This window comes from Desulfonema magnum (assembly GCF_017377395.1).
Taxonomy (GTDB): Bacteria; Desulfobacterota; Desulfobacteria; order Desulfobacterales; family 4be13; genus Desulfonema_C; species Desulfonema_C magnum.
Genome location: NZ_CP061800.1, coordinates 1453162 through 1476492, shown reverse-complemented (window position 1 = coordinate 1476492; position 23331 = coordinate 1453162). Strand labels below are relative to the sequence as shown.

The following is a 23331-nucleotide window of genomic DNA, read 5'->3' as shown; positions in this document are numbered from 1 at the left end:
CGCTGTAACTTCAGGTGTATCCAACACCTTTTGCACAGAGGCCGGCAAAGTTCGAATAAATTATATCGGCTTACCATACATGCTTTTTTAAGGCTTGAAGTTTTCAGTTTAAAATACCGGATACAAATTGATTCGAAGTCAAAACTTTTACTATAGTAAGGATGCTGTGAGAGCTTATTTGGCAAATTTTGTTTATGCTTTTTTAGTCAACTGAATAACTCCTAACATTTACAGAGTGTTATAGTTTTATAAAAAATTTTATTTACGGTCTTGAATTACACTCACATTACAATGAAAAATGTTTTTTTGCAAACCGATTATGAACAGGTCTGTTTTTTTAAGTCAGGATTAATGACCTTTCCAAAAGGCATTATAGTCATAATTTTTTTTATTTCTTGTTGACACACCCCTCAACAAGAAGTATGTTTAAAACATTCAAGGCGCTATCATAGCTTAATAGGGAATCCCGTTAAAATCGGGAACGGACCCGCCGCTGTTATCAGGGACGAACGCCGCAGAATGCCACTATTCAATTATTCGGATGGGAAGGTGCGGCAAATAGGATGATCTGAGAGTCAGAAGACCTGCCTGAAAAAAACGTCTGATCTTCGCGGAACGTTGACAGACACTGAGATTTCGAGGATAAAAAAGGGGCATCCCGAATCGAATTTATTTCGATTCGGGATTTTTTTTTGGGCATCTGTTTTGGCATCTGCTTTGCTATCTACATGGATTAGTGATAAGCAAGGATTTTTTCAGATACTCTCAATCCTTGCTTATCACTAATCCATGTAGATGATACGGCAGATGACACAGCAGATAACACACTCACAATAAAAAATATGAAACAACAAAATATAATTTTATTTCTGATCATTGCTTTTATTTTCGCAAATACGGCCAACGGTTTTGCTCAGACTGACGGCAAACCCGTAACTTTGGATGCAGTGGTCGTGACCGCTGAAAAAGCAGATGCTGATTTCCAGACCGGTGATGTGGATACAGAACAAATCTCCGGGTTTTCCTCTGTCATTAAGAGAGAAGAATTTGAGGGAAAAATGGAAGACCTGTCTGAAATCATTGAAAAAGAAGCTGGTGTTCAAATCCATCAGTCCGGCGGGCTGGGCAGTTTTTCCACCGTATCTTTACGCGGCTCTTCCAGTGAGCAGGTGGTCATTTATATGGACGGGGTTCCGCTTAATGAGGCTTCCGGCGGAGGAGTAAATCTGTCAAATATTTCCCTTTCAGATATTGCGTCTCTTGAAATTTATCGGGGTATAACTCCTGTCAATTTTGGCAAATCCTCCGTGGGCGGCGTGATCAATATCAAAACCCTGCGGGCGGAAAAAGGCTTGCACGCCAGCGCAGGCGGGGGATACGGCTCATTCAATGCCCGCAGCCTCAGCGCATTTGTCAATCATAAACCTGATAAATGGGACTATCTGATCTCAGCAGATTATCTTGATGCAGATAATGATTTTGAATTCCTGAATGACAACGGCACAGAACTGAATCCGTTGGACGACAGGTGGGAAGACAGAAACAATGCAGAGTTTGATCAGAAAAATATTCTTGGCAAACTGGGCTATGATTTCACAAAACATGTCCGGGCCGATTTTCACTATCAGTGGTTTTCAAAGAATCAGGGCCTGCCGAACTGGAGAAACAGCGAGAAAGTAGATACATCCCTCGACACCGAGAGAAATATCAGCACATTGAAACTCACTGCAAATGATTTAGGCTCGCATCATCTGAACACAAGCACCCGGTTCAGTTTTTTCCGTGAGGAGGAGATATATGATGACAGAGGCAACTATATCGGGCTTTCAGGGGATCAGCACAACAAATACATCACCACCCGTTACGAGGCGAATTTCTTTCTTGAATGGCTCACGGAATTCAACAGCGTCAGTCTCTTGCTGGATGAACAGCATGAAATCTATGAATCTGAAAATATGCTCGGCAAAGAGAAGACAGATGACAAATCCAGAGATACATTTTCCATCGGACTTCAGGACAGCGTGTTTCTGTTTCAGGACAAGCTGATGCTCACCCCCGGGATCCGTTGCATGTTTCTCAAAGATGACTCAGAAGATGATGAGACCTCAAGGGATGAGACTTATTTCATGCCCCAGTTTGGTCTCAGGTATCGTCCCATGCAATGGCTCACTTTCAAAACCAATGTGGCAAAATATGTCCGGGAACCCTCTTTTTTTGAACTGTTCGGGGATCGGGGCTTTTTCTACGGAAATGAGGATTTAAAAGCTGAAAAAGGAATCAATTTTGATGCGGGCGCTGAAATAACCCGGAAGACATCTCACGACTGGCTGAAACGCTTTTCTCTGAACCTGGTTTATTTCAGAAGTGATGTGGATGATCTGATTACTCGTATTTATACTACCCAAGGATATGGCAGATCTGAAAATGTTTCAAGTTCCTGCATACAAGGCATTGAGGCGGGAATCAAGCTTGATTTCTTTGACATCTTCCGGCTGATTGCAAATGCCACATGGCAGGATACGGAAAATGAGAGTGAAAAAAAAGACGCTGACGGGAAAAAATTACCAGGCCGGTTTGAAGAATCTTATTTGACGAGACTCGAAGCAAAATATAAAGCGTTAAAGCTGCATACCGAATATATCGTGGAAAAAGACGGCTATTACTATGATACGCCAAATCTGTTAAAAGCGGAAGATAAAGAAGAGATCAACGCGGGAATATCCTGGCTTTTTAAATCGTTTTTGCTGACGTTTGAGGCAAAAAATTTAGGAGATGATCATTACGAAGATTTTAATGGCTATCCATTGCCTGGAAGGTCTTATTTTGTTTCAATAAAATATAATTATTAAAGCTTTGAAAGGAGATTTTATGAAAAATTGGCTATTGATTTTCTGTGGATGCAAAAAACCGCTTCGCTCTATTTTTGCACTCCGGAAAGAATTTTCGATTGCGGTTCTGTCGCTGTTGGCGATTCTCGGTCTTGTGTTCATGAATGTTCAGCCCGCGTGGTCAGCAGTGACACAGACCGCTGTTGTTGTCACCACCGCGTCAGACTATACCAGCGGCGCACATGCGGTGGTAACGGTTGATCCGGTCGGGGGGCCCCGGGCCGCTCAGATTAACCTTGTTCCCACAAAATCAGACCTCAGCATCGCGGCTTATGGAAATCATTTTTACCGCATCGGACGATATCAGATGGATCATATAACAAAATTTGACATCAATGCTCCGGATACAGCCATTTGGCAATTTTCCGTGCTAAGTCCTGATACGGAAAGCGCAAACCCCCATGATATGATTTTTGTCAGCGAAGAAAAAGCGTATGTGCTTCGCTACGGTACAGCCAACGCATGGATTATTAATCCTTCTGCGACCACAGAAGATGAATTTAAAATCGGGGAACTTGATCTCAGTGCTTACGATGACGGAGACGGAGTTCCTGAAATGCACAGCGGCACCATTGCGGACGGAAAGCTTTTTATCACCTTTCAGCGTCAGGACAGAAGCGGCGGCTACGGCAACTGGATTTTAAATGACGCGTGGATGGCGGTCATTGATACAGAGACAGACACAGAAATCACTACAGGATTCGGGAATGACACAATGCACGGCATACCGCTTCCCGCGAAAAATCCCCAGTCCATCCGATATCTGGAAGAAAACAATACCATTTATGTGCAATGTGCCGGAGACTTAATGGATGCCGTATATTCGGGCGGCATTGTCAGTATCAATCCTGCGACTTATGAGACTTCCCTGCTGATAGATGACGGTGATGAGGATAATCATCCTTATGGGAACATCGCAGGCATGGCCGTTGTCTCACCCACCAAAGGATATTTTGTGGGATACGCGGGATGGGGAGATAATTCGCTTTATACCTTTGATCCTTCCACCGGAAATGTGGAAGACCTTTCTATCGAATATCTTAACAATAAAAATCTCGCGGGTATGGAAACGGGCGCGTACATTGATAAAAACGGAATGCTGTGGGTCTGCAACGCCACAGATGGCGAACTCGTTATCATTAACACAGCAGATGATTCTGTTGATGAAAAAATATCCACAGAGCTGAATCCGCAAAAAGTCGTATTTATAACAGAACATGTAAATCTGCCGCCGAATAAGCCAGTACTTGCTTCGCCGGATGAGAGTTCTGAGGAAGTCTCTCTGACACCCGAGCTCCGAACCGGGGAATTTTCTGATCCGGATGCCGGGGACACCCATACCAACACACAATGGCAGATCAGCACGGCCCCGGATTTTTCATCAATCGTTCTGGATGTGACAGACGCGTCCAATCTTACGTCACTTCCGGTAGGCGGGGCTGTATTAGAGGAAAACACGACATATTACTGGAGAACCGCATTTTATGACGGTCAGAATGCGGCATCAGAATGGTCAGACAGCTATGCTTTTGAAACCGGCAGCGCACCGGATGAAAATCTGGCACCGAATAAGCCGGAACTTTCCTCGCCTGATAAGGATTCAAAGGAAGTGTCCCTGACACCGGAACTTCAAACCGAGGCATTTTCTGATCCGGATGAAGGGGATACCCATAGCAGCACACAATGGCAGATCAGCACGGACCCGGATTTTTCATCAACCGTTCTGGACGTGACAGATGATTCCAATCTTACATCATTGAAGGTGGAGAGTTCGGTGTTGGAGAAAAACACGACATATTATTGGAGAGTCGCATTCTACGACAGTCAGAATCTCGTATCAGAATGGTCAGAAGCTTATGCTTTTGAAACCGGTTCTGATGACGATGACGACAGCAGCGGCGGCACTTGTTTTATCAGTGCGACCACTGACGGGAGCCATGATTTTATGCAAAAGGCAGGCGTATTCTCACTGCTTTTCTTTGGCTCTCTGATGGCATGTTTTATTTTAAGACGTTACTCAGGAAAATAAGAGAAAATATATAGCCCGGCAATGAATTGCCGGGCTGTCCTCAGCCGTCCCGGCGGGACTTAGCTGCCAGAGATATGAAGAAAGGGGGAGTGAATTCACTCGTATGAAAAAAATATTCGTAATTCTCATTTTCACTTTATGGAGTACCACTGCTGTATTTTCTTATCCGATCACTTTTAAAGATACTGAGGGAGCCCCGTTCCGTGTTGAAAAAAGACCGGAACGCGTTGTTTCCCTGGTCCCGGGAATAACAGAAATTATTTTCAAAATCGGAGCAGGGGATGCTGTCAGAGCCGTAACGTATCATGACACTTATCCACCTGAAATTTCAAAGAAAAAAATCGTGGGCGGATTCTTTTCCCCTTCCTTGGAAAAGATAGAAAAAATACAGCCTGATATTATTTTTATTTCCGACATTCATAAAAAAGTAAAACAAAACTTTAAAGATAAATGTCAGGTGATCACGCTCCGTGCAAAATCTGTTTCTGATAATTATCAGAATATCCTTTTATTAGGGAAAATTTTTGAGAGGCCAGAGGAAGCCGCCCAGATTGTCCGTGAGATAAAAACGTATCTTGAAACCATTGCGCTCAAGATAAAAAAAATACCTGAATCTGAAAGAAAAAGAGTCATCCGGCTCATGGGCAGGGACCAGGTGATGACCCCGGGGGATGATTCATTTCAGAATGAATATATCAGACTTGCCGGCGGAATTCCTCCGAAACTGAACAAAAACGGACAAATTGTTACGATTACCAAAGAAGAATGGATAAATTTTAATCCGCAGGTCATCTATGGATGCGGCGGCGACAGAGAAACCGCCAAAGTGTTCTTCAGTCAGCCCGGATGGAAGGACGTTGACGCGGTAAAAAATGGTAAGATATTCTACTTTCCCTGTGAACTGACATGCAGAGCATCAACCCGCGCGGGATATTTTGTTTCCTGCCTGGCCTCGCTCATCTATGAAGAGGAATTTGAAAACAAAGAAAATCAGGTCATTGAAGATCATGTTGCCAAATCTGTTCCGCTTCGTCCGAATTTGGATTATATTAAAAATATTCAGATAGTCCATAACTATCTTTTTGATTTTATTCACAAGACGCTGGTTATCGAATTAAATGCGCCCATGTCAGTGGTCTCCACCCTGGAAGGATACCGGCAGGGAATAAAATTTGTAGGCAACAGTTATTCACCGCCCCAGGTATGGGGGATCTATCATAAAATCGGGTTGGAAGCGTCCAGAGAACGCTTATATAACGTATTACAAAAAACTGAAAAAAACACCAGTTTTCTCTTTACCGGGGCAGACATGGACAATCTGTCCGTAAAAAAACAGAATTTCAAAGACATGGAAGTTTACGCGCTGGTCACCGCGGGAGTGAAATCCAACGCGGTCAGAATGTCAAAAGACACCGGGAATTTCTACGAACCCGGAACCATCAACATGATTCTCCTCAGCAATATGAAGCTGACAAAGCGAGCCATGACCCGCGCCATAATTTCCGCGACCGAGGCAAAAACAGCGGCCCTGAATGACATGGATATCAGAAGCACCTATACATCTTTGGTGAATCAGGCCACGGGAACCGGGACAGATAATATCATTGTTGTGGAAGGGACCGGAACACCCATTGAAAATGCCGGAGGGCATTCAAAGATGGGAGAGCTGATTGGCAAAGCCGTATATGAGGCCGTTCAGGAAGCGGTTTACAAGCAAAACGGACTGATTAAAAAACGGGATATTTTTAAGCGTCTGAAAGATCGGAAGATATCTCTGTCCGGTCTGATTACCGAGTGCAAATGCGACGCTGACAAAAGCGAGATGGCTGCCGCATTGGAAGCCATCCTTCTTGATCAGCGTTATGCCAGTTTCCTTGAAGCTGCTTTTGCCATCAGTGATCATTATGAGCAAGGGCTGATTGAAGACCTGAGCTTTTTTAAAGCCTGGTGTGATCTGGTGAGAGAGGAGATTGCCGGTCCTCAGCCAGAGAAAACACAGAATCCTGTATCTCTTGAAAGCCTTCCTGATGTTTTGAAAATGGCGTTTGATTCGATCCTGAACGGGATGTATGCGAATCCGAACTAAGTGATCAGCTATCAGGCTTTCACCCGATGACCGGAATTTTTTTTCTGTCATTCCTGCGAAAGCAGGAATCCACTGCTCTCGAAACCGGGACATCGGCTAAAAACAGGATTCTTATATTTGCCACAAAGGCGCAAAGGCACAAAGTCTCACGAAGTTTCTTTGTGTTTTCTTCGTGTCTTCGTGTCTTTGTGGCTAAGGCAACAGAATTCTTATATTTGCCACAAAGGCACAAAGTCACAAAGTCTCACGAAGTTTCTTTGTGTTTTCTTCGTGTCTTCGTGTCTTTGTGGCTAAGGCAACAGAATTCTTATATTTGCCACAAAGGCACAAAGTCACAAAGTCTCACGAAGTTTCTTTGTGTTTTCTTCGTGTCTTCGTGTCTTTGTGGCTAAGGCAACAGAATTCTTATATTTGCCACAAAGGCACAAAGTCACAAAGTCTCACGAAGTTTCTTTGTGTTTTCTTCGTGTCTTCGTGTCTTTGTGGCTAAGGCAACAGAATTCTTATATTTGCCACAAAGGCACAAAGTCTCACGAAGTTTCTTTGTGTTTTCTTTGTGGCAAAGGCAACAGGATTCTTATATTTGCCACAAAGGCACAAAGTCTCACGAAGTTTTTTTGTGTTTTCTTCGTGTCTTCGTGTCTTTGTGGCAAAGGCAACAGGATTCTTATATTTGCCACAAAGGCACAAAGTCTCACGAAGTTTCTTTGTGTTTTCTTCGTGTCTTCGTGTCTTTGTGGCAAAGGCAACAGGATTCTTATATTTGCCACAAAGGCACAAAGTCTCACGAAGTTTCTTTGTGTTTTCTTCGTGTCTTCGTGTCTTTGTGGCTAAGGCGGCGGGTCGGATCACATAAGATTGTTGTTTATTCCGCCCGGACATTATTTATGGGATTCAGCACTTAGGTAAGAAATAATGATAACCTACAGATTATTCGTTATATTTTTTATTATTCCCGCTTTTTTTTTCTGCACGGCGGAAGCGCAATCTGCCAGCAGAAAAGTGACAGACCAGGCGGGACGAGAGATCACCCTGTCGGATGACCCGCAACGAATTGTGTCACTGGCACCGAGTGTCACGGAAATTATTTTCGCCATCGGACGGCAGGATCGTTTAAAAGGCGTGACCCGGTTTAGCGATTTCCCGCCCGAAGCAAAGAAACTGCCCCGGGTAGGCTCTTACACCCAGTTGCAACTGGAAAAAATTCTGGCTTTGAAACCAGATATTTGTATTGGTGTCAGAGACGGGAATCCTCAGATAATAATTCATAACCTTGAGGTATTAAATGTTCCTGTTTATTTGGTGGACCCCGGAAATCTGGATGAAGTGATGAAAACCATTTTGGAACTCGGGACCCTGCTGAACGCTGACGACGCGGCAAAGGCTGTGGTTGATGACATGGAAACCCGAATCACTCGGATAAAGTCTCTTGTTGCAAAAGCCCCTTACCGTCCTCGTGTTTTTTTTCAAATTGGAATTATCCCCATTGTTGCAGTGGGAACCGGTACATTTATTCATGAGCTTATCACATCTGCCGGAGGAAAAAATCTTTCAGAAGGTCCCACGCTTTATCCCCGGTTGAACCGCGAGCAGGTTTTGGCACTGTCACCGGAGGTCTTTATCATCACCTCTATGGCCAGAGGCGGAATATTTGAGGAGGTAAAAGCCGAATGGAGCCGTTGGACAACCATGCCTGCCATACGGGATAAGCGTATTTTTATTGTGGATTCCAATTTGTTTGACCGTCCCACGCCCCGGCTGGCAGACGGGCTTGAATTGCTGTTCCGGCGGATTCATCCTGAACTTATTGATGAATACGAGGCCATTGGAAAGGGGATAAAGAAAAAAACAGTAAATTGTCAAAAAAAGCCTTTTGGGGGTTGAAATTTTTTTCAGGTGTGTTAAAGACAGTTTTAACTTAAGCCACGAAGGCTTTCTGACGATTTTTTTGTTAAGAAACCCTCGTGGTTTTTTTATTGCATAGGAAATTATAAAATAACTTACTGTAATAACTAAAAGGATTGTTTATAAGCAGGAATTCGGAAGTTGCGCTGATCTGTCTGCACGTCTGTTTCAAAATTCCCCGAATTTCAAAACAGATCCATTCTTGCTTATCACAGATTGTATTTAACGTGGATTGCTTAGTATCTCAACAGTGAAAAGTTCAAAATTCAAAGTCAGAAGTTGTTCCGCAACCTTTTGAAATCACAGGGCGGCATATGCCGCCTCGGAAAATGCCGATACTATTAATTTCAGGAGGTTATGAGAATTTACGACTGTCGAATTAGTATTTAAAAGAGGACTAAATATAACGAATTCAGGGGAGGCTGGCAAAGCCCCCGCGGGGCGGCATATTTGTAGCGTTCATCATGCCGGGCCGGCAAAGCCCCGGCGGGGCGGCATATTTGTAGCATGATTTACTACAAATATGCCGCCCCTACAGGGCTTGGTCGGCCCTCCCCTGAATCCGTTATAATCAGGAAAAACTTATGGGCTGGTACTTAAATATAATCTGTGTCGTGCTGAAATCATAACTGACCTGCATTTACAGGTTACAATGCTGCTTTGTCAAAAGGAAAATTTTAATGAAAATCAGACTCATCTTCTTTTTGTGTTTTTTCTTATCAGCAGGCTGGTCTCTGTGTGCCTTCTCAGACACACCACCAACTGATTTGCAGAAAAAAATAGAAAATGCCATCAGACAGGGACAGGCATCTCAGTCAAAAGCAGAGGCATGGACAAAACAAAGAGAAACATATCTGAATGAAATCCGGGAACTTAAAAACCGGAAACGATGGTTAGGTCATCAGCAGAACAAATATCAGATATATATTCAAAAACAGCAGGAAACCCTTGCTGAACTGGAAAGAAAAAAAAAGGAGACTGAAAAGATAAAAATGTCTTTGGAGCCTTTTTTGGATGAATTGTTCACGCGTCTTGAAGAATCTGTGAAAAAAGACCTTCCCTTTCTTTCTGAAGAACGACAGAAAAGACTTCAGTTTTTAAAAGATTCTCTTGATAACTATCATCTCGGACTTGATGAAAAAACAAGAAGGGTTCTTGAAGCACTTCAGGTGGAAGCGGGCTATGGCGGAACGGTTGAAAAAACAGAGGGGACAATCCCTTTGGAAAACAGGTCTGCCCAGGTAAATATTTTCCGGCTGGGGCGCGTGGCGATGTTTTACCAGTCTCTGGACGGAAAACACGCGGGCTGGTTTGATCGTGAAAAAAGACAATGGAAACCCCTGCCGGACAAATATGCCAGGGAGATTTCCCGCGCGCTGGAAATTGCCGAAAAGAAACGAACCCCGGAACTTCTGGACCTTCCCATCGGAAGCCCTGAGCCATAAAGACAATTCACAAGGAGTGCCAAACTTACAGTTTGGCAAGTGTTTCTATAGGCATGTTTTGCCGGACGGGGTTGTAAACGCCTTTACCATGAAAATATAACTGAGAAGCTGTTTTTTTAAGCGGGTCTTTTTCATCTCCGGGGGAAAAACCCGGCTTCTTTTCATAATATTTAATCATTGTTAAAAAAATGCCAAACTGCAAGTTTGGCACTCCTTTAAGTTGGAAGCTGAAAAATGATGAAACTCGTTTTTATATCAATATGCTCAATTATTATAATATCGCATCACGCGGATGCGAACACCTGGGGTCAGGCCGTGGCTCAGATCAGTCAGGAGATAAAAGAAACACAGAAAGACATTGAGACCACCCGGAAAATGATCCAGGGTGAGCAAAGCCGATTAAAAAGAGAACTGTCCGAACTCAGGAAGGAAACGGATCAGAAGGAGAAAAGTCTTCAGACATTAAAAGACCAGTTGGAAGAATATCTTCAGACTGAGGAAAAACTCCACAGCGAAATTGAGGAAGAAGAGGAAAAAATCAAGACCTTGGAAGAAATTCTGAGAACCATTGCAAAGGATGTGACTCAGATCATTGAGGGAAGCCTCCTGACCGCTGAAAATCCTTCCTGGAAGGAGCAGCTTGCTCCGCTGACGGACCCCGGGCGATTTCCGGGCATGACAGATATTGAAAATCTCGCGGGTGTGCTTTTTGAAGAAATAGAAGCAGGCAGAGAAATCCGCAAATACCCTGGAACATTTATAGACAGTCAGGGAGCAGAGGTCTCCGGGACCATCCTCAGAGTGGGAAAATTCACAGCCTGCTATCAGCAGGGCGATGATGTCGGTTATCTCCGAGCTGACAAAAATCTGGGCAAACTGGTTGCTATTCCGGGAACTCCCCCTCGGACCGTCCGCCGCGGCATTGAAGAATATGTTTCCGGAGAAACCGATCATCTCCCGCTGGATCTGTCCGGCGGTGTTATTGCCGAACAAGTGAACCGGAACTCAGAATTACGGGAATGGATAGAAGCGGGCGGGCTTCTGGTCTGGCCGATTCTTGTTATCGCCCTATTTGCCATTCTCCTCTCTTTGGAACGCCTGTATTCTTTGGGACGCATTCCCACAAAAACAGATAAAATCATGGATCGCCTGCGTGATCTTGCGTCAGAAGAAAACTGGGAAGCCTGTATGGAACTGTGCCATAAAAACAGCAGAATTCCTACTTGTAATGTTCTGAAAACCGGCATGGAATATCTCGGTGCTGCCAAAGAAGTGCTGGAAAACGCGCTGGAGGAAGCCATTTTAAGAGAACTTCCGCGTCTGGAACGTTTTCTCACGACCCTCGGCGTGCTGGCTGCCATTGCCCCGCTCCTGGGGCTTTTAGGAACCGTTACCGGCATGATTCATACATTTCAGGGAATCACGGTGTTCGGAACCAGTGACCCCCGGATGATGTCCGGCGGCATATCAGAAGCCTTGGTGACAACACAACTGGGACTTGCCGTGGCCATTCCCATCATGATCGTTCATCACTTTTTTGACCGCCGAGCTGAGAAAATCATCGGTGATATGGAAGAAAAGGGAACCGCTCTGATAACGTTTGTATTGAAAAATGGCGAGGGGCGAGGGGCGAGGGGCGAAAGGTCAGGGGCGGGGGGTGAGTGAGAAATGGATTTTTTTAATTTGTCAAACTTTGATTCTCAGTTCAGAGCGGCCGCTGAATATCTGAATCAGGGCGGCTATGTTATCTATCCGCTGATTGGGGTCTCAGTCTGGATGTGGTATCTTATTATAAAAAAACTGTGTGCAATAGCCCATTGGCGAAAACAGATGAGACGCGTCTCATCTTCTCGCTCCGTTTCCGAAAGAACCGGAATTCATGGTGTTTACAAAATATTAACTGAATGTGAAGGTCCTGAACATTTTGATCCTGATTTTGATAAAAAGATTATGGATTCCCTTGTACAACGGCGTCAGAATGAATTGGAAAGCCATATTCAGACTATTTTTGTACTGGCATCGGTCGCGCCGCTTTTAGGGCTTTTGGGAACCGTGACAGGAATGATCTCCACTTTTGAGGCCATCTCCCGCTTTGGCACGGCAAATGCCAGGGCATTCGCCGCCGGCATATCAGAAGCCCTGGTGACAACTCAGATGGGACTGATCGTGGCAGTACCAGGACTCTTCATGGGGCATATGATCCGAAAACGCACGGATAATATTCAACTGCGAATGGAACGGTGGAAATTGAGAATTGAGAATTATGAATTGAGAATTGAGAATTGAGAATCATTAGATCGAAAAGAATTTTCAACATACTGTTTTTAAGGCAACTTCGAGGAGTGCAAAAATGAAGCGAACGCGGAATTTTTGCAAAAATTCCGCGTTCGCTTCATTTTTGCACTCCTTTTGTCCTGGAAACTTTTCGATCTACTGAGAATTGGAAATTGAGAATTGAGAATTGAGAATTATGATTTGTAATTTGTGATGAGGTATTGAGAATGAACAGTATTCGTATGAGCCGCCATCGGCGTTCAAAAGGTGTGGAAATCAATATGGCACCGCTGATAGATATGATTTTTATTCTGCTGATTTTCTTTATAGTGACAACAAGTTTTGTGAAAGAGAGCAGTGTGGATATTCAACGGCCCGCAGCTAAAAGTGCCGCACCAAAGGAGAAAGTTCATCTGATGGTGGAGATCACACAGGACGGAATCGTTTTGATTGAGGGGAGAGCTACGGATATTCGCTCAATCCGCTCACGAATGAAGCGGTTCCTTGTGGAAACGCCCGGAGGCTCCGTTATCATTGTCGCGGATAAAAGGAGCAGTACTGGCATTGTCATTCAGGCGCTGGACGAATGCCGGCTTGCCGGGGTTGAAAACATCAGCGTTGCAGCGAGGAAACCATGACTATGATAAATGAAATCATTAAAGGACGTTTTTTTTTCGTTGTGTTGGCCGTTCTGGTGAACGGACTGATTCTGATGATGATCCCTCAGCTTTCCCATCAAGAGAATTATCAGCATTCAAAACCTTTTTTTAATGCCATCTTTGTGACAAAATATGAACCGCCTCCGCCGCCCCCGCTTCATCCGAAAAGGGAACGCCCCAGGCCCGAAGAAAAAAAGCCTGAGACGCTGCCCAAGGTTTCTCTGAAACAAAGAAAAGTGCATACTCAGCCTCCCCGGATGAATTTTGAAGTGCCTGATGTGAGTTTTGAAATTAACCCGACACTTAAAACAGGCATGGCCATTGCGCCGCCGCCTGTTGAACAGAAACCTGAGCCTGTGGTTCAGCAGGCACCGTCACAGCCCGTTCCGGTGACGCGGTCCGTTCCTTCTGAATTTGGCATGGATGAAGTGGATGAGAAACCTCGTGTTTTGCAAAAAGTTGAACCGGTATATCCTTACCGGGCAAGGCGGCGGGATATAAAAGGAATGGTCACGGTGAAATTTCTTGTGTCTGTTAGCGGCGATGTGACAAAACCGTCTGTTGTGGAGGCAAAGCCCAGGGGGGTTTTTGAACAGAGCGTTTTGGAGGCTATTCGAAGATGGCGTTTCAAGCCTGGCTATTTTCAGGGAAAAGCTGTGCCGACATGGGTGATTTTGCCCATACAATTTAATCTGAATAGTTAAAACAGAGGCGTCATGTATCAAATTCTGCTGATGATATTCCTGTTGAGCCAGGTTTTATTTCCGACACATGGGTTTGCCGAAACAGAGACCGCTTCGCTGACCAAAGAGGAACAAAAAGCTTTGTATGAGGCACAGGAGGCAATAAAAGGAAAAGCATTTCAAAAAGCCAGCCGTCTGCTCACAGAACATCTCCGAAAATATCCGGATAAACCGAATCCCCTTGTATTTTACGCTTTGGGAAATGCGTGGTACCTGGGCAAAAATCTGAATAAGGCGTTTAAAGCGTATGAACAGGGCTTCACGCGCTATCCGTCCTCATATTTGCTTTGTACAAACCTTGGTGCGGTTTCGTATGAGCTTGAAAAATACCATAAAGCAGGAGAATTATTTGAAAAAGCTTATAAACTCAGCAAATCTCCTCAAAAGGAAATGCTTTATCAGGCGGGGACCGCTTATTATCAGGCAAAGGCATTTCAAAAAGCAAAATCCGTTCTTCGCCGTCTGCACCGCGCCAGCGGTTCCTCGAAAAAATCCTGGATTCAGCTCCTGATTCATGTGTGCCTGGAACTGAAGGATTGGAAAGAAGCGGAAAATACGCTTCTGAATTTTCTGAACCGAAACCCCGAAGATACAGAATACTGGAAATTACTTTCACAAGTCCGATTCCGCCGAAATGATTACCGAGGCGCTGCGAGCGCGCTTGAGATTATTTACGGAATCACTCCGCCCACGTCAAAAGAATCGGAAGAACTGGCGAATCTCTATCTTCATCTGAATTTTCCTCTGAAGGCAATTCAGCATCTTGAAAAGGCTTATGGTCCTTCTCCGACACCGAAACAATGTGACAAAATATCCAAAATTTATGTTCAGGCCCGGCGCACGGATCAGGCGATCCGTTATCTGGATATGGCGATAAAACAGGAATATTCCTCAGCCCGTTTGCTGGAGAAAGGAAAACTCTGCTACGAACAGGCACGCTGGAATGAGGCCATAAAAGCTCTCAGCGCCTGTGTTCAGAAGAATCCCCGAGAGGAACTTGCTCATCTTCTTATAGGATATTGCGCCCTGGAAAAGGAAAATTTTGACTTGGCCCGAAAAGCTTTTCTCAAAGCATCAAAAGGAAAAAAATACCGGCACCAGGCCCTGGTCGCCCTCAAAGTGCTGAATGCCGGTAATGCTGAATAGAATTATCCTCCGGAAATAGCCGCTACAAATATGCCGCCCTTACAGGGCTTGGCCGCTCGGGGTCTGCAATCCTGCCGCCTACAAATATGCCGCCCTTGCGGGGCCTGGCCGGGCCTGCAATCCTGCTCCTATCCTCTTGAAATCACTTTATGAAAAGAACTTGACAAAATTTCAGACAGAATATATGCTTACACAATAGCTTGTTTTGTAGGGATTTAGCGCGTCAGCCTTTGCCGGATGCTGTCTGTCCGGCAAAGGCATTTTTTTCAAAAAAATTGCGGAGCCATAAAAATGATGATATGTGCCAAATGTCGGATGAAATACACGGTAACATACTTTTATCGTGATGCCTTTGATGAATTTGAGTATGACAGTCCCTATTTTCCGCCAATCCGCTGCTTAGTTAATTTTTATGGCACGCTGTATCCCCAGGCGGTCTCATCTTGTTGCCCCGAATGCGGCGGAGAAATTCAGAACAATGAAGACGAATAAACTGCTCTGTCAGAAAGTTGCGTCAGGCTGAGACAAGAGCTGCTTTATGATAATTGGGCATCTCAGACTGGTCCGAATGATGGGTAGCGAACCGGATAATCACACAGAGGTAAAAAAAATATGAAAGAACAGCTTCAGAAACATTTTGGCAAAGATGGTTGTGAAATCATTGAGGTGCCGGGCGGATTTTTAGTTACTGTCTGGCAACCGGGAAAAAGATGGAAAACGAGTGAGGAAGATGAAAGTGAGTGTTTTATGCTACGCCTTACGGAAACCTTTTACCCGAATACCGTATTCATTCCCACCCCCATGAATAAGACCAAATCAGAAAGTTGAACCTCTGTTAAAATTTCTAAGACCTCTTACCAATCTGAGGACTAAAAAGACACTGAGTATTTGACATGACGAGAAGAATATCTGAAACAAAGTAACTGCTTGGCAGGAACGATATGAGACTGATCCCCGGCCAAGCCTGGTCCGCGGCTTTCTCATAAAATGTCAGTAGCTGTAGGGTGGGTGGAGCGAAGCGGAACCCACCGAAATTCAGAGTAAACGGTGGGTTGCGCTTCGCTCCACCCACCCTGCAAAAATTGAACCGCACAGGTTGAAAAAATTCGAAGTGCTGCCCTCAGGCGGTCTCCCTGAAATCAGATGCATGACTGACAAGGCAGACCGCCTGGGGGCGGAACTTCGGACTTCTTTCATCTCGTGACTGTTTATCTGAAAAACGATAATATTCTGTCAGTTCATGCTGTTGACAATATCTTCGGGAATGTCGGCATTGGTATAGACTTTCTGCACATCTTCGCAGTCATCAAGGGCTTCCATCAGCCGAATCATCTGCTCGGCTTCTTTGCCTTCAAGATTTGTGACGGTCTGTGGAAGCATGGTTACTTCTGCTTCAAGATAAGGAATGGAGGCATTGTCAATTGCTTCCTTCACAGCTTCAAAGTCTTCGGGAGCGGTGATGACTTCAAAATTTTCCCCATCCTCCCGAACATCTTCTGCTCCCGCGTCAATGGCAGTTTCCATGAGCGCATCTTCTTCAACTGCTTTTTTTTCAATATTGATATAGCCCTTCTTATCGAACATCCAGGCCACACACCCGTTTTCCCCGAGGTTCCCCCCTCTTTTATTAAAAATATGGCGAATATCCGCAACTGCCCGGTTTTTATTGTCAGTAAGAGATTCAAGAAAAATTGCAGCGCCTCCGGGACCATATCCTTCATAAGTGCTTTCTTCGTAATTCACGCCCTCAAGCTCGCCAGTTCCTTTTTTAATGGCCCGTTCAATATTATCTTTGGGCATATTTTCAGCCTTTGCCGCCAGAACCGCGGTTCTCAGCCTCGGATTTGTGTTGATGTCACCGCTGCCGCCCATGCGTGCCGCAACCGTAATTTCTTTGATGAGTTTGGTGAAAATCTTGCCCCGTTTGGCATCTGCCGCGCCCTTTTTATGTTTTATAGTTGACCATTTGCTATGACCTGACATAATTTTTCTCCTTTGTAAATCAAAACTTGAAACTTGAAACTTAAAACTTGAAACTCGAAACTTGAAACTTGAAATTCGGCGTTTTTCCATATACGCCTAAGTCACTGTTCCGAGTTTCAAGTTTCATCTCTAAGTTTTCCAATCCCTATAATGTAGATTTCTTTGCTCGCCTTTCGGCTGCTCTGAGGTTTAAAAATTTTGTGTTTTTTAAAAGCTGCTTTTACCGAATCTGAAAACTCCTTAAATCCGTCTCCCTGAAAAATCTTGCAGACAAAGGAACCGCCCGGTCTCAGTACGTTTTGGGCAATGGAGAGCGCTGCTTCACAAAGGTTAAAAGACCTGGCTGTATCCACATGCTTAATTCCTGTTGTCGCCGGAGCCATGTCGCTCATCACCACATTGAAATTATTTCCGATAACAGACTGAATCTCCTCGGAAAGTGCATCACCGGTGTAAACGCTGACATGGGCCGGAACCTGAACCGAGACAGGCTTCAGATCAATGCCCACGACTTCTCCCTTTTTTCCTGTGACTTCTGCCGCATACAAAAGCCATGATCCGGGAAAACACCCCAGATCAAGAACCTTGTCTCCTTTTCTGATGAGATTGTTTCTGCGCTGAATTTCCTGAAGTTTATAAACAGACCTTGCAGGAAATTTTTCTTTTTTTGCCTTACGTGAATAATGATCTTCCCACTGGTTACGTTTTGACATTTTTATATTTCATATGATTAAATGGTTTTCAAGTTAATTCATTGAGCATATCACCCATCTTGGCAATGAATTGCCGGACTGTTTTCAGCGGTCCCTCCGGGGCTGGCTGACTTGGGTGATTTTCGGAAAAAAACATACAGTTCGTAGTTCCGCCTTTAGGCGGTGTGACACCGCCTAAAGGCGGAACTACGAACTGGTACGCCTCAGAACAACTCCTCTATTGCTTCTGACACCGTTTTAATCCCCACAACTTCGATGCCGTCTTTTATTCCTGTCATACGCTTCAGGTTGCTTGCCGGTATGAAACATTTTGTAAATCCCATTTTTTTCACTTCAGCCACCCGGGTCTCAACATGGGCAATGGCTCTGACTTCACCTGTCAGACCGACTTCACCCAGTATGACATTGTTATCCCGGATTGGCCGGTCCAAAAAGCTGGACGCAATCGCAGAAACAATTCCCATGTCAACAGCAGGCTCATCCACCTTGACGCCTCCCGCGACATTCATAAAGATATCATGGCCCATAAGGTGCATTCCCAATTTTTTTTCCATGACAGCAGCAAGCAGCGCCACCCGGTTATGATCAAGCCCCAGGATTGTTCTGCGAGGTGTCCCGAAATTCGTGCTGCTGGCAAGGGCCTGGAGTTCAACCAGAATGGGCCGTGTTCCTTCCATGCTTGCGGTGACAACGGAACCCGGGGCGCTGGAAGGACGTTCGGAAAGAAAAACCGCGGACGGATTCACCACCTCTTCCAGCCCTTTTTCCTTCATTTCAAACACCCCGATTTCATTGGTTGATCCGAACCGGTTTTTTACAGCCCTGAGGATTCTGAACACATGGCTCCGGTCTCCCTCAAAATAAAGCACTGTATCCACCATATGCTCCAAAAGTCTTGGCCCGGCAATGGCACCTTCTTTTGTAACATGTCCCACCAAAAAAGTGGAAATATTTGTTTTTTTTGCCATGAGCATCAGCCGCATGGCAGATTCCCGAACCTGGCTCACGCTGCCGGGAGCGGAAGACAGATCACCGTTGAACATGGTCTGGATGGAATCAATGACCAGAACATCCGGTTTCACATCGTCAGCCATGGACAGGATGAGTTCCATATCCACTTCCGAAACCACCAGCATATCCGGGGACAACGTGCCCAGACGGTTACTTCTCAGCCGTATCTGCCGGATGGATTCCTCCCCGGAAACATAAAGCACTTTATATCCGCCCATGGCAAGGCCGTAAAGCGCCTGAAGCATGAGCGTGGATTTGCCGATTCCCGGATCTCCCCCGATCAGGACAAGGGTCCCGGAAACCAGCCCCCCTCCCAGAACCCGGTCAAATTCTTTGATACCGGTCAGGATACGTTCTTCATGATCAAGCTTAATGGAATCTATGGGAACCGGTTTTGTTCTGAGGGAAGATGCGCCTCGCATGTTTCCTTTAGACGATTTTGGTGCCCGGGTCTCTTCCACAAAAGTGTCCCACCTGCCGCAGTCAGGACATTTTCCCAGCCATTTGGCGGTCTGATACCCGCATGTCTGACAGCTAAAAATTGTTTTTAAATCTTTTTTCATTAAGATCAGATGACCTGATGGTTTAAATTTCGTTATTGTTTGACAAACACATCCTTAACATGTCATTTAATTGGTATCAAGCAAAGCTGAAAAATAATTTCAGCCCATGGGACAGCATATTTCCCCAAAGACCTATAAAACGGAGTCTATTAAAAATGTTACATATCAGACAACTTTGGATTGAGCCGATCATTTTTTTTAGCTGTTTACTGATTTTTATTTCTTGTTCACGAGTTCAGGTGGCTGCATCAGCAGATAATAAAAATGATTATTATTTTAAATCCCTGCAGGCAAAGCTGATAAGCGACGGCTTTGACAAAGCCAGAATAAAAAAACTTTATAGTGAACCCCGGGTAAGTTTCAATACCAAAGGTGTTTCCTCGTATTTTGTCCATAGCGAAAGCAAATTAAATTATGGCCAGTTTCTAAAAAAGTCTCCCATCAGAAAAGCTCGGAGATATATGAAAATCCATAAGACGGATCTGACCGCGGCTGAAAAGGCTTACGGGGTGAACAGGAGAATTATTACGGCCATCATGCTGGTTGAAACCAGGCTGGGAACATATACAGGAAAAAGCTCTGTATTTAACATTCTTTCAACCATGGCAGCGTTGGAATCTCCCAAAGTTAAAGCGATATTATGGAAAAAAATTTCAAATTCGACCCATCTCACAAATGAAGATTTTGAAAAAAAGGCGGAAAAAAAGTCAGGATGGGCTTATGACGAGCTAAAGGCTTTCCTGAAATACACTGCCGGAGAAAAAATCAATCCTTTGGATATTTACGGCTCATATGCGGGAGCCATGGGAATCTGTCAGTTTATGCCAAGCAATATTCTTACGCTTGCCAGAGACGGAAACAATGACGGACGCATTAACCTTTTTAACCATGCAGATGCCATTATGAGCATTGCCAGCTATCTGAATTACTATGGCTGGTATCCCGGAATTGACAGCAAAAAAGCGTATGAGGTCGTCTATGAATATAATCATAGTCAATATTATGTAAATACAATTTTAAAAATTGCCGAACTGTTGAAAGGTCAGTCATGAACACAGTCACGATCACGATCATAGGCATTGGCGTTCTGTTTTTTTTAATGACGTGCTGGGCCATCTTAGATATTGCCAAGAAAGATTTTGGAAAGTTTGAAAAAAAACTCCTTTGGGGATTTGTCGCAGCCTCGCTGCCGTTCATCGGGGTGATCATCTATATTGTTTTCGGGTACCGAAAAGGGCAGAAATCTGAAACATAGGAATGAGCATGAAATAATATGCCCATTTTGATTTTTATATGTTAAAAAATTGCGTAATCCTGTAAAGTGTATTTCAAAATCACTTTATCAAAAGGAGATTATTATGCAACCCTATTCCTTAGAAGTAGAAGAAATCATGCGGCGATACTATGAGAGTCTGAATGAAAAAGACCGCCGGCGATATGCCGGTATTGAAGCTTTGAAATTGGGACATGGCGGACAAAATTATATTGCCAAAGTCTTGGGTTGCAGCAGGCGGACTGTGCGCAAAGGAGCGATCGAAGTAAGCGGCCTGCCCGGACACATCGTAGCAAAACAAATTGGAAAATCTCCTGCTGAATCTTCTGAAATACGTAAAAAAGGTGGCGGACGCAAACAGTATCTGACTGAGCACCCTGAAATAGACGAGCAGTTTTTGAATGTGGTGCGTGAGCATACAGCAGGAGATCCGATGGATGAAAAGGTACGATGGACAAATCTGAGGGAGTGGGAAATCGCGGAGGCTCTGGAAAAAAAATACGGAGTAAAAGTGAGTCGTAACATTGTCCGTCAATTGCTCAAAAAGCATGACTATCGGTTGCGTAAAGCTCAGAAACGCAAACCTATGAAAAAAAACGTACCAGATCGCGACGCTCAGTTTGACAATATTTTGAAACTCAGATCAGAATACCGGAAGGCCGGTAATCCCGTTATCAGCATGGATACCAAGAAAAAAGAATATCTTGGAAATTTTTACAGGAAAGGCCGACTATATACGCTGGAGGAATTGCAAGTTTTCGATCATGATTTTACAAGTTTTGCCGAAGGTGTCATAATTCCGCATTGTTTTTATGACCTGCGACTCAATATCGGGTATGTTCAGGTGGGAACAAGTCATGATACCAGTGAATTTGCCTGTGACAGTTTCCGTCATTGGTGGTATGGTTACGGTTGCCGAATATATCCAAATGCCACGTCAGTTTTGATATTGTGCGATGGTGGCGGCAGCAACAGTTCCCGACATTACCTTTTCAAACAAGATTTACAAATTCTGGCGGATGAAATCGGGATTGAAATCCGAATCGCTCATTACCCGCCCTATTGTTCCAAATTTAATCCGATCGAACATCGCCTGTTTCCTCATATTACTCGTGCGTGTCAGGGAGTAATCTTTTCAAGTTTGGAGGTGGTGACTGATCTGATAGCCAAAACACATACCAAAAAAGGTTTAAAAGTCTTTGTCCATGTTATTGATAAAGTCTATGAAACCGGTCGAAAAGTTGCTGAAACTTTTAAATCAGAAATGCGAATTGTATTCGACAAAATTTTACCCAAATGGAATTATCGTGCAATTCCAATAAATTAAAATGGGAAAGTTATTTAATACCGATTCCATAATGAAAAGTCATAATAGAAACCGTGTGCCGAAAAGCAGGAGAAATTGTCATTTTCAACAGCTCTGATTCTTAACGCCGGGGGATTCTTTTTATGGTGTCAAAGTCAGCAGATCGCCCTTCCAGGGCTTTTTCCTAAAGTTTTCCATCTGCTGAAAATAGTTTGTTAAAGATTTCGAATTTGAAAATTTGATCTCGTTACGATGTTCCGGCCTCGTAAGGGATAAATTTCAGCGATGCTTGACAAATCCTCAGAAAGCACATAATATAAAAATATACAGATACTGACAAGGATTTCGAAAACTTATGAGGTGCGAACAGATTCATACATGGCAAAATCACCAAAAACCCGATGGCATCGTCTGCTTGGCAAGTTGCTTGAAGTGCTTTTAGTTCCGGTGGGGATTGAGGTTCATACGGAATTTCCTGTGATGGCAAATCCGCCGGAAGCAGATATTTTGCTGTTAAGAAGATATCAGACAAAATGGTCAGAGGCGCAGTTGAAACGCCTGCCTGACGGTCTGAGGGACAGCAACGCCGGACACATCCTTCTTGAATTCAAATACACTGAATCGGTCAGTCTGACTTCGTTCCTTCAAGCCATAGGGTATGATTTTTTTTACAAACGCTCCAGAGGTCTGACAGATCATCAGGCACAGACGTTTCTGCTCAGTGCGAAAACAGTCAGAAAAATCACGCTGGACAGGTTCGGCTATTTGCCGACAGACAAGGCCGGTGTGTATCGAAGTGAAAATCCTCTGCTGACGTCGGTCCCTCTGCTGAACCTGAACGAGCTTTCAAATCAGCCGCAGAATGCCTATGTCAAATGCTTTGCAAGCCGTGCAAAGGAGAAGCAGGCCGCTTTCAACGCATTGAAAAAACAGAATGATATGAGTTGTTTTTCCACAAAGCTCGCTTGGTTCCTCCAAGGCTTGTGGAATCACTGGTTTATAAAAGGAGGATACGAAATGAAAACCGAACTGACTCCCGAACAGGTCACCGAGATGGGGAAAATGTGGGGGGATGTTTTCCTTTCCACTCTGTCCCCCGAAGAACGTCTGGCCGGTCTCAGACCCGAAGAACGTCTGGCCGGTCTCAGACCCGAAGAACGTCTGGCCGGTCTCTCTGCGGAGGAAATCGAAAAATACCTGCGTAAACTTAAAAAAAAGACAGAGAAGAAAAGAAAATGAACTGACTCCCGAACAGATCACTGCGACAGGTAAAATGTGGGGGACGAGGCTGGTCCGGCGTTTTTCGA

General features: G+C 44.4%; 20 protein-coding genes and 1 riboswitch. Of the genes, 16 read left to right on the top strand and 4 right to left on the bottom strand.

All coding sequences use genetic code 11. The features are described from left to right. The first annotated feature begins 421 nt into the window (after window positions 1–421). Window positions 422–606, top strand: a riboswitch (cobalamin riboswitch). Window positions 607–842: 236 nt separating this feature from the next. The 3 genes from dnm_RS05890 (at window position 843) to dnm_RS05880 (ending at window position 7003) form a co-directional block, all read left to right on the top strand. Further along, window positions 843–2849: a TonB-dependent receptor plug domain-containing protein gene (locus dnm_RS05890; RefSeq protein ID WP_207681768.1), complete on the top strand. Its 2007-nt coding sequence runs from the start codon at window positions 843–845 to the stop codon at window positions 2847–2849. A 19-nt stretch (window positions 2850–2868) separates the two neighbouring features. Beyond that, window positions 2869–4917, top strand: coding sequence for a glycoside hydrolase family 78 protein (locus tag dnm_RS05885; RefSeq protein ID WP_207681767.1), 2049 nt, complete (start codon window positions 2869–2871; stop codon window positions 4915–4917). Window positions 4918–5020: 103 nt separating this feature from the next. Beyond that, complete coding sequence (locus tag dnm_RS05880; protein ID WP_207681766.1) at window positions 5021–7003, top strand: adenosylcobinamide amidohydrolase; 1983 nt, start codon at window positions 5021–5023, stop codon at window positions 7001–7003. A gap of 486 nt (window positions 7004–7489) precedes the next feature. Here the strand turns inward: dnm_RS05880 and dnm_RS05875 are convergent, their stop codons facing one another. After that, entirely contained in the window at window positions 7490–7885 is a 396-nt protein-coding gene (locus tag dnm_RS05875; protein WP_207681765.1) for a hypothetical protein, read from the bottom strand. A 33-nt stretch (window positions 7886–7918) separates the two neighbouring features. On the opposite strand from dnm_RS05875, the gene dnm_RS05870 reads away from it, so the two are divergent. The 9 genes from dnm_RS05870 (at window position 7919) to dnm_RS05830 (ending at window position 16003) form a co-directional block, all read left to right on the top strand. Further along, window positions 7919–8887 (top strand): ABC transporter substrate-binding protein, encoded by a 969-nt coding sequence (locus dnm_RS05870; protein ID WP_207681764.1) that lies wholly within the window; start codon window positions 7919–7921, stop codon window positions 8885–8887. A 701-nt stretch (window positions 8888–9588) separates the two neighbouring features. Continuing rightward, window positions 9589–10353, top strand: a complete 765-nt coding sequence (locus tag dnm_RS05865) for a DUF3450 domain-containing protein (protein ID WP_207681763.1) — start codon at window positions 9589–9591, stop codon at window positions 10351–10353. A gap of 234 nt (window positions 10354–10587) precedes the next feature. Then, window positions 10588–12018, top strand: coding sequence for a DUF3450 family protein (locus tag dnm_RS05860; protein ID WP_207681762.1), 1431 nt, complete (start codon window positions 10588–10590; stop codon window positions 12016–12018). Between the two features lie 3 nt (window positions 12019–12021). Continuing rightward, entirely contained in the window at window positions 12022–12639 is a 618-nt protein-coding gene (locus tag dnm_RS05855; RefSeq protein WP_207681761.1) for a MotA/TolQ/ExbB proton channel family protein, read from the top strand. 215 nt (window positions 12640–12854) lie between these two features. Further along, window positions 12855–13265 (top strand): ExbD/TolR family protein, encoded by a 411-nt coding sequence (locus tag dnm_RS05850; RefSeq protein ID WP_207681760.1) that lies wholly within the window; start codon window positions 12855–12857, stop codon window positions 13263–13265. Window positions 13266–13267: 2 nt separating this feature from the next. Further along, window positions 13268–13990 (top strand): energy transducer TonB, encoded by a 723-nt coding sequence (locus dnm_RS05845; RefSeq protein ID WP_207681759.1) that lies wholly within the window; start codon window positions 13268–13270, stop codon window positions 13988–13990. A 12-nt stretch (window positions 13991–14002) separates the two neighbouring features. Beyond that, window positions 14003–15175, top strand: coding sequence for a tetratricopeptide repeat protein (locus dnm_RS05840; protein ID WP_207681758.1), 1173 nt, complete (start codon window positions 14003–14005; stop codon window positions 15173–15175). Between the two features lie 291 nt (window positions 15176–15466). Continuing rightward, complete coding sequence (locus tag dnm_RS05835; RefSeq protein ID WP_207681757.1) at window positions 15467–15667, top strand: hypothetical protein; 201 nt, start codon at window positions 15467–15469, stop codon at window positions 15665–15667. Between the two features lie 120 nt (window positions 15668–15787). Then, complete coding sequence (locus tag dnm_RS05830) at window positions 15788–16003, top strand: hypothetical protein (RefSeq protein WP_207681756.1); 216 nt, start codon at window positions 15788–15790, stop codon at window positions 16001–16003. Window positions 16004–16408: 405 nt separating this feature from the next. On the opposite strand, the gene dnm_RS05825 is transcribed toward dnm_RS05830, so the two are convergent. The 3 genes from dnm_RS05825 to radA all read right to left on the bottom strand — a co-directional run bounded on the left by dnm_RS05825 (window position 16409) and on the right by radA (window position 19445). Beyond that, the gene (locus tag dnm_RS05825) at window positions 16409–17158 is read right to left on the bottom strand and encodes a YebC/PmpR family DNA-binding transcriptional regulator (RefSeq protein ID WP_207683604.1); all 750 of its coding nucleotides are present in this window, start codon (window positions 17156–17158) and stop codon (window positions 16409–16411) included. 116 nt (window positions 17159–17274) lie between these two features. Next, entirely contained in the window at window positions 17275–17871 is a 597-nt protein-coding gene (locus tag dnm_RS05820; RefSeq protein WP_207681755.1) for an RlmE family RNA methyltransferase, read from the bottom strand. Between the two features lie 203 nt (window positions 17872–18074). Continuing rightward, window positions 18075–19445, bottom strand: a complete 1371-nt coding sequence (gene radA, locus dnm_RS05815; protein WP_207681754.1) for a DNA repair protein RadA — start codon at window positions 19443–19445, stop codon at window positions 18075–18077. Window positions 19446–19684: 239 nt separating this feature from the next. Here radA and dnm_RS05810 point away from each other — a divergent pair, with 239 nt between their 5' ends. From dnm_RS05810 to dnm_RS05795, 4 genes are all read left to right on the top strand, one after another. Beyond that, window positions 19685–20497 carry a lytic murein transglycosylase gene (locus tag dnm_RS05810; protein WP_246556223.1) on the top strand — a complete coding sequence of 271 codons (813 nt, stop codon included), beginning with the start codon at window positions 19685–19687 and terminating at the stop codon, window positions 20495–20497. Continuing rightward, window positions 20494–20700 (top strand): PLDc N-terminal domain-containing protein, encoded by a 207-nt coding sequence (locus dnm_RS05805; protein WP_207681752.1) that lies wholly within the window; start codon window positions 20494–20496, stop codon window positions 20698–20700. The genes dnm_RS05810 and dnm_RS05805 overlap by 4 nt, the downstream gene beginning before the upstream one ends. 103 nt (window positions 20701–20803) lie before the next feature. Next, window positions 20804–22045, top strand: a complete 1242-nt coding sequence (locus dnm_RS05800; RefSeq protein ID WP_246555998.1) for an ISAzo13 family transposase — start codon at window positions 20804–20806, stop codon at window positions 22043–22045. A gap of 357 nt (window positions 22046–22402) precedes the next feature. After that, window positions 22403–23263 (top strand): hypothetical protein, encoded by an 861-nt coding sequence (locus dnm_RS05795; protein WP_207681751.1) that lies wholly within the window; start codon window positions 22403–22405, stop codon window positions 23261–23263. The last annotated feature ends 68 nt before the right edge of the window (window positions 23264–23331 follow it).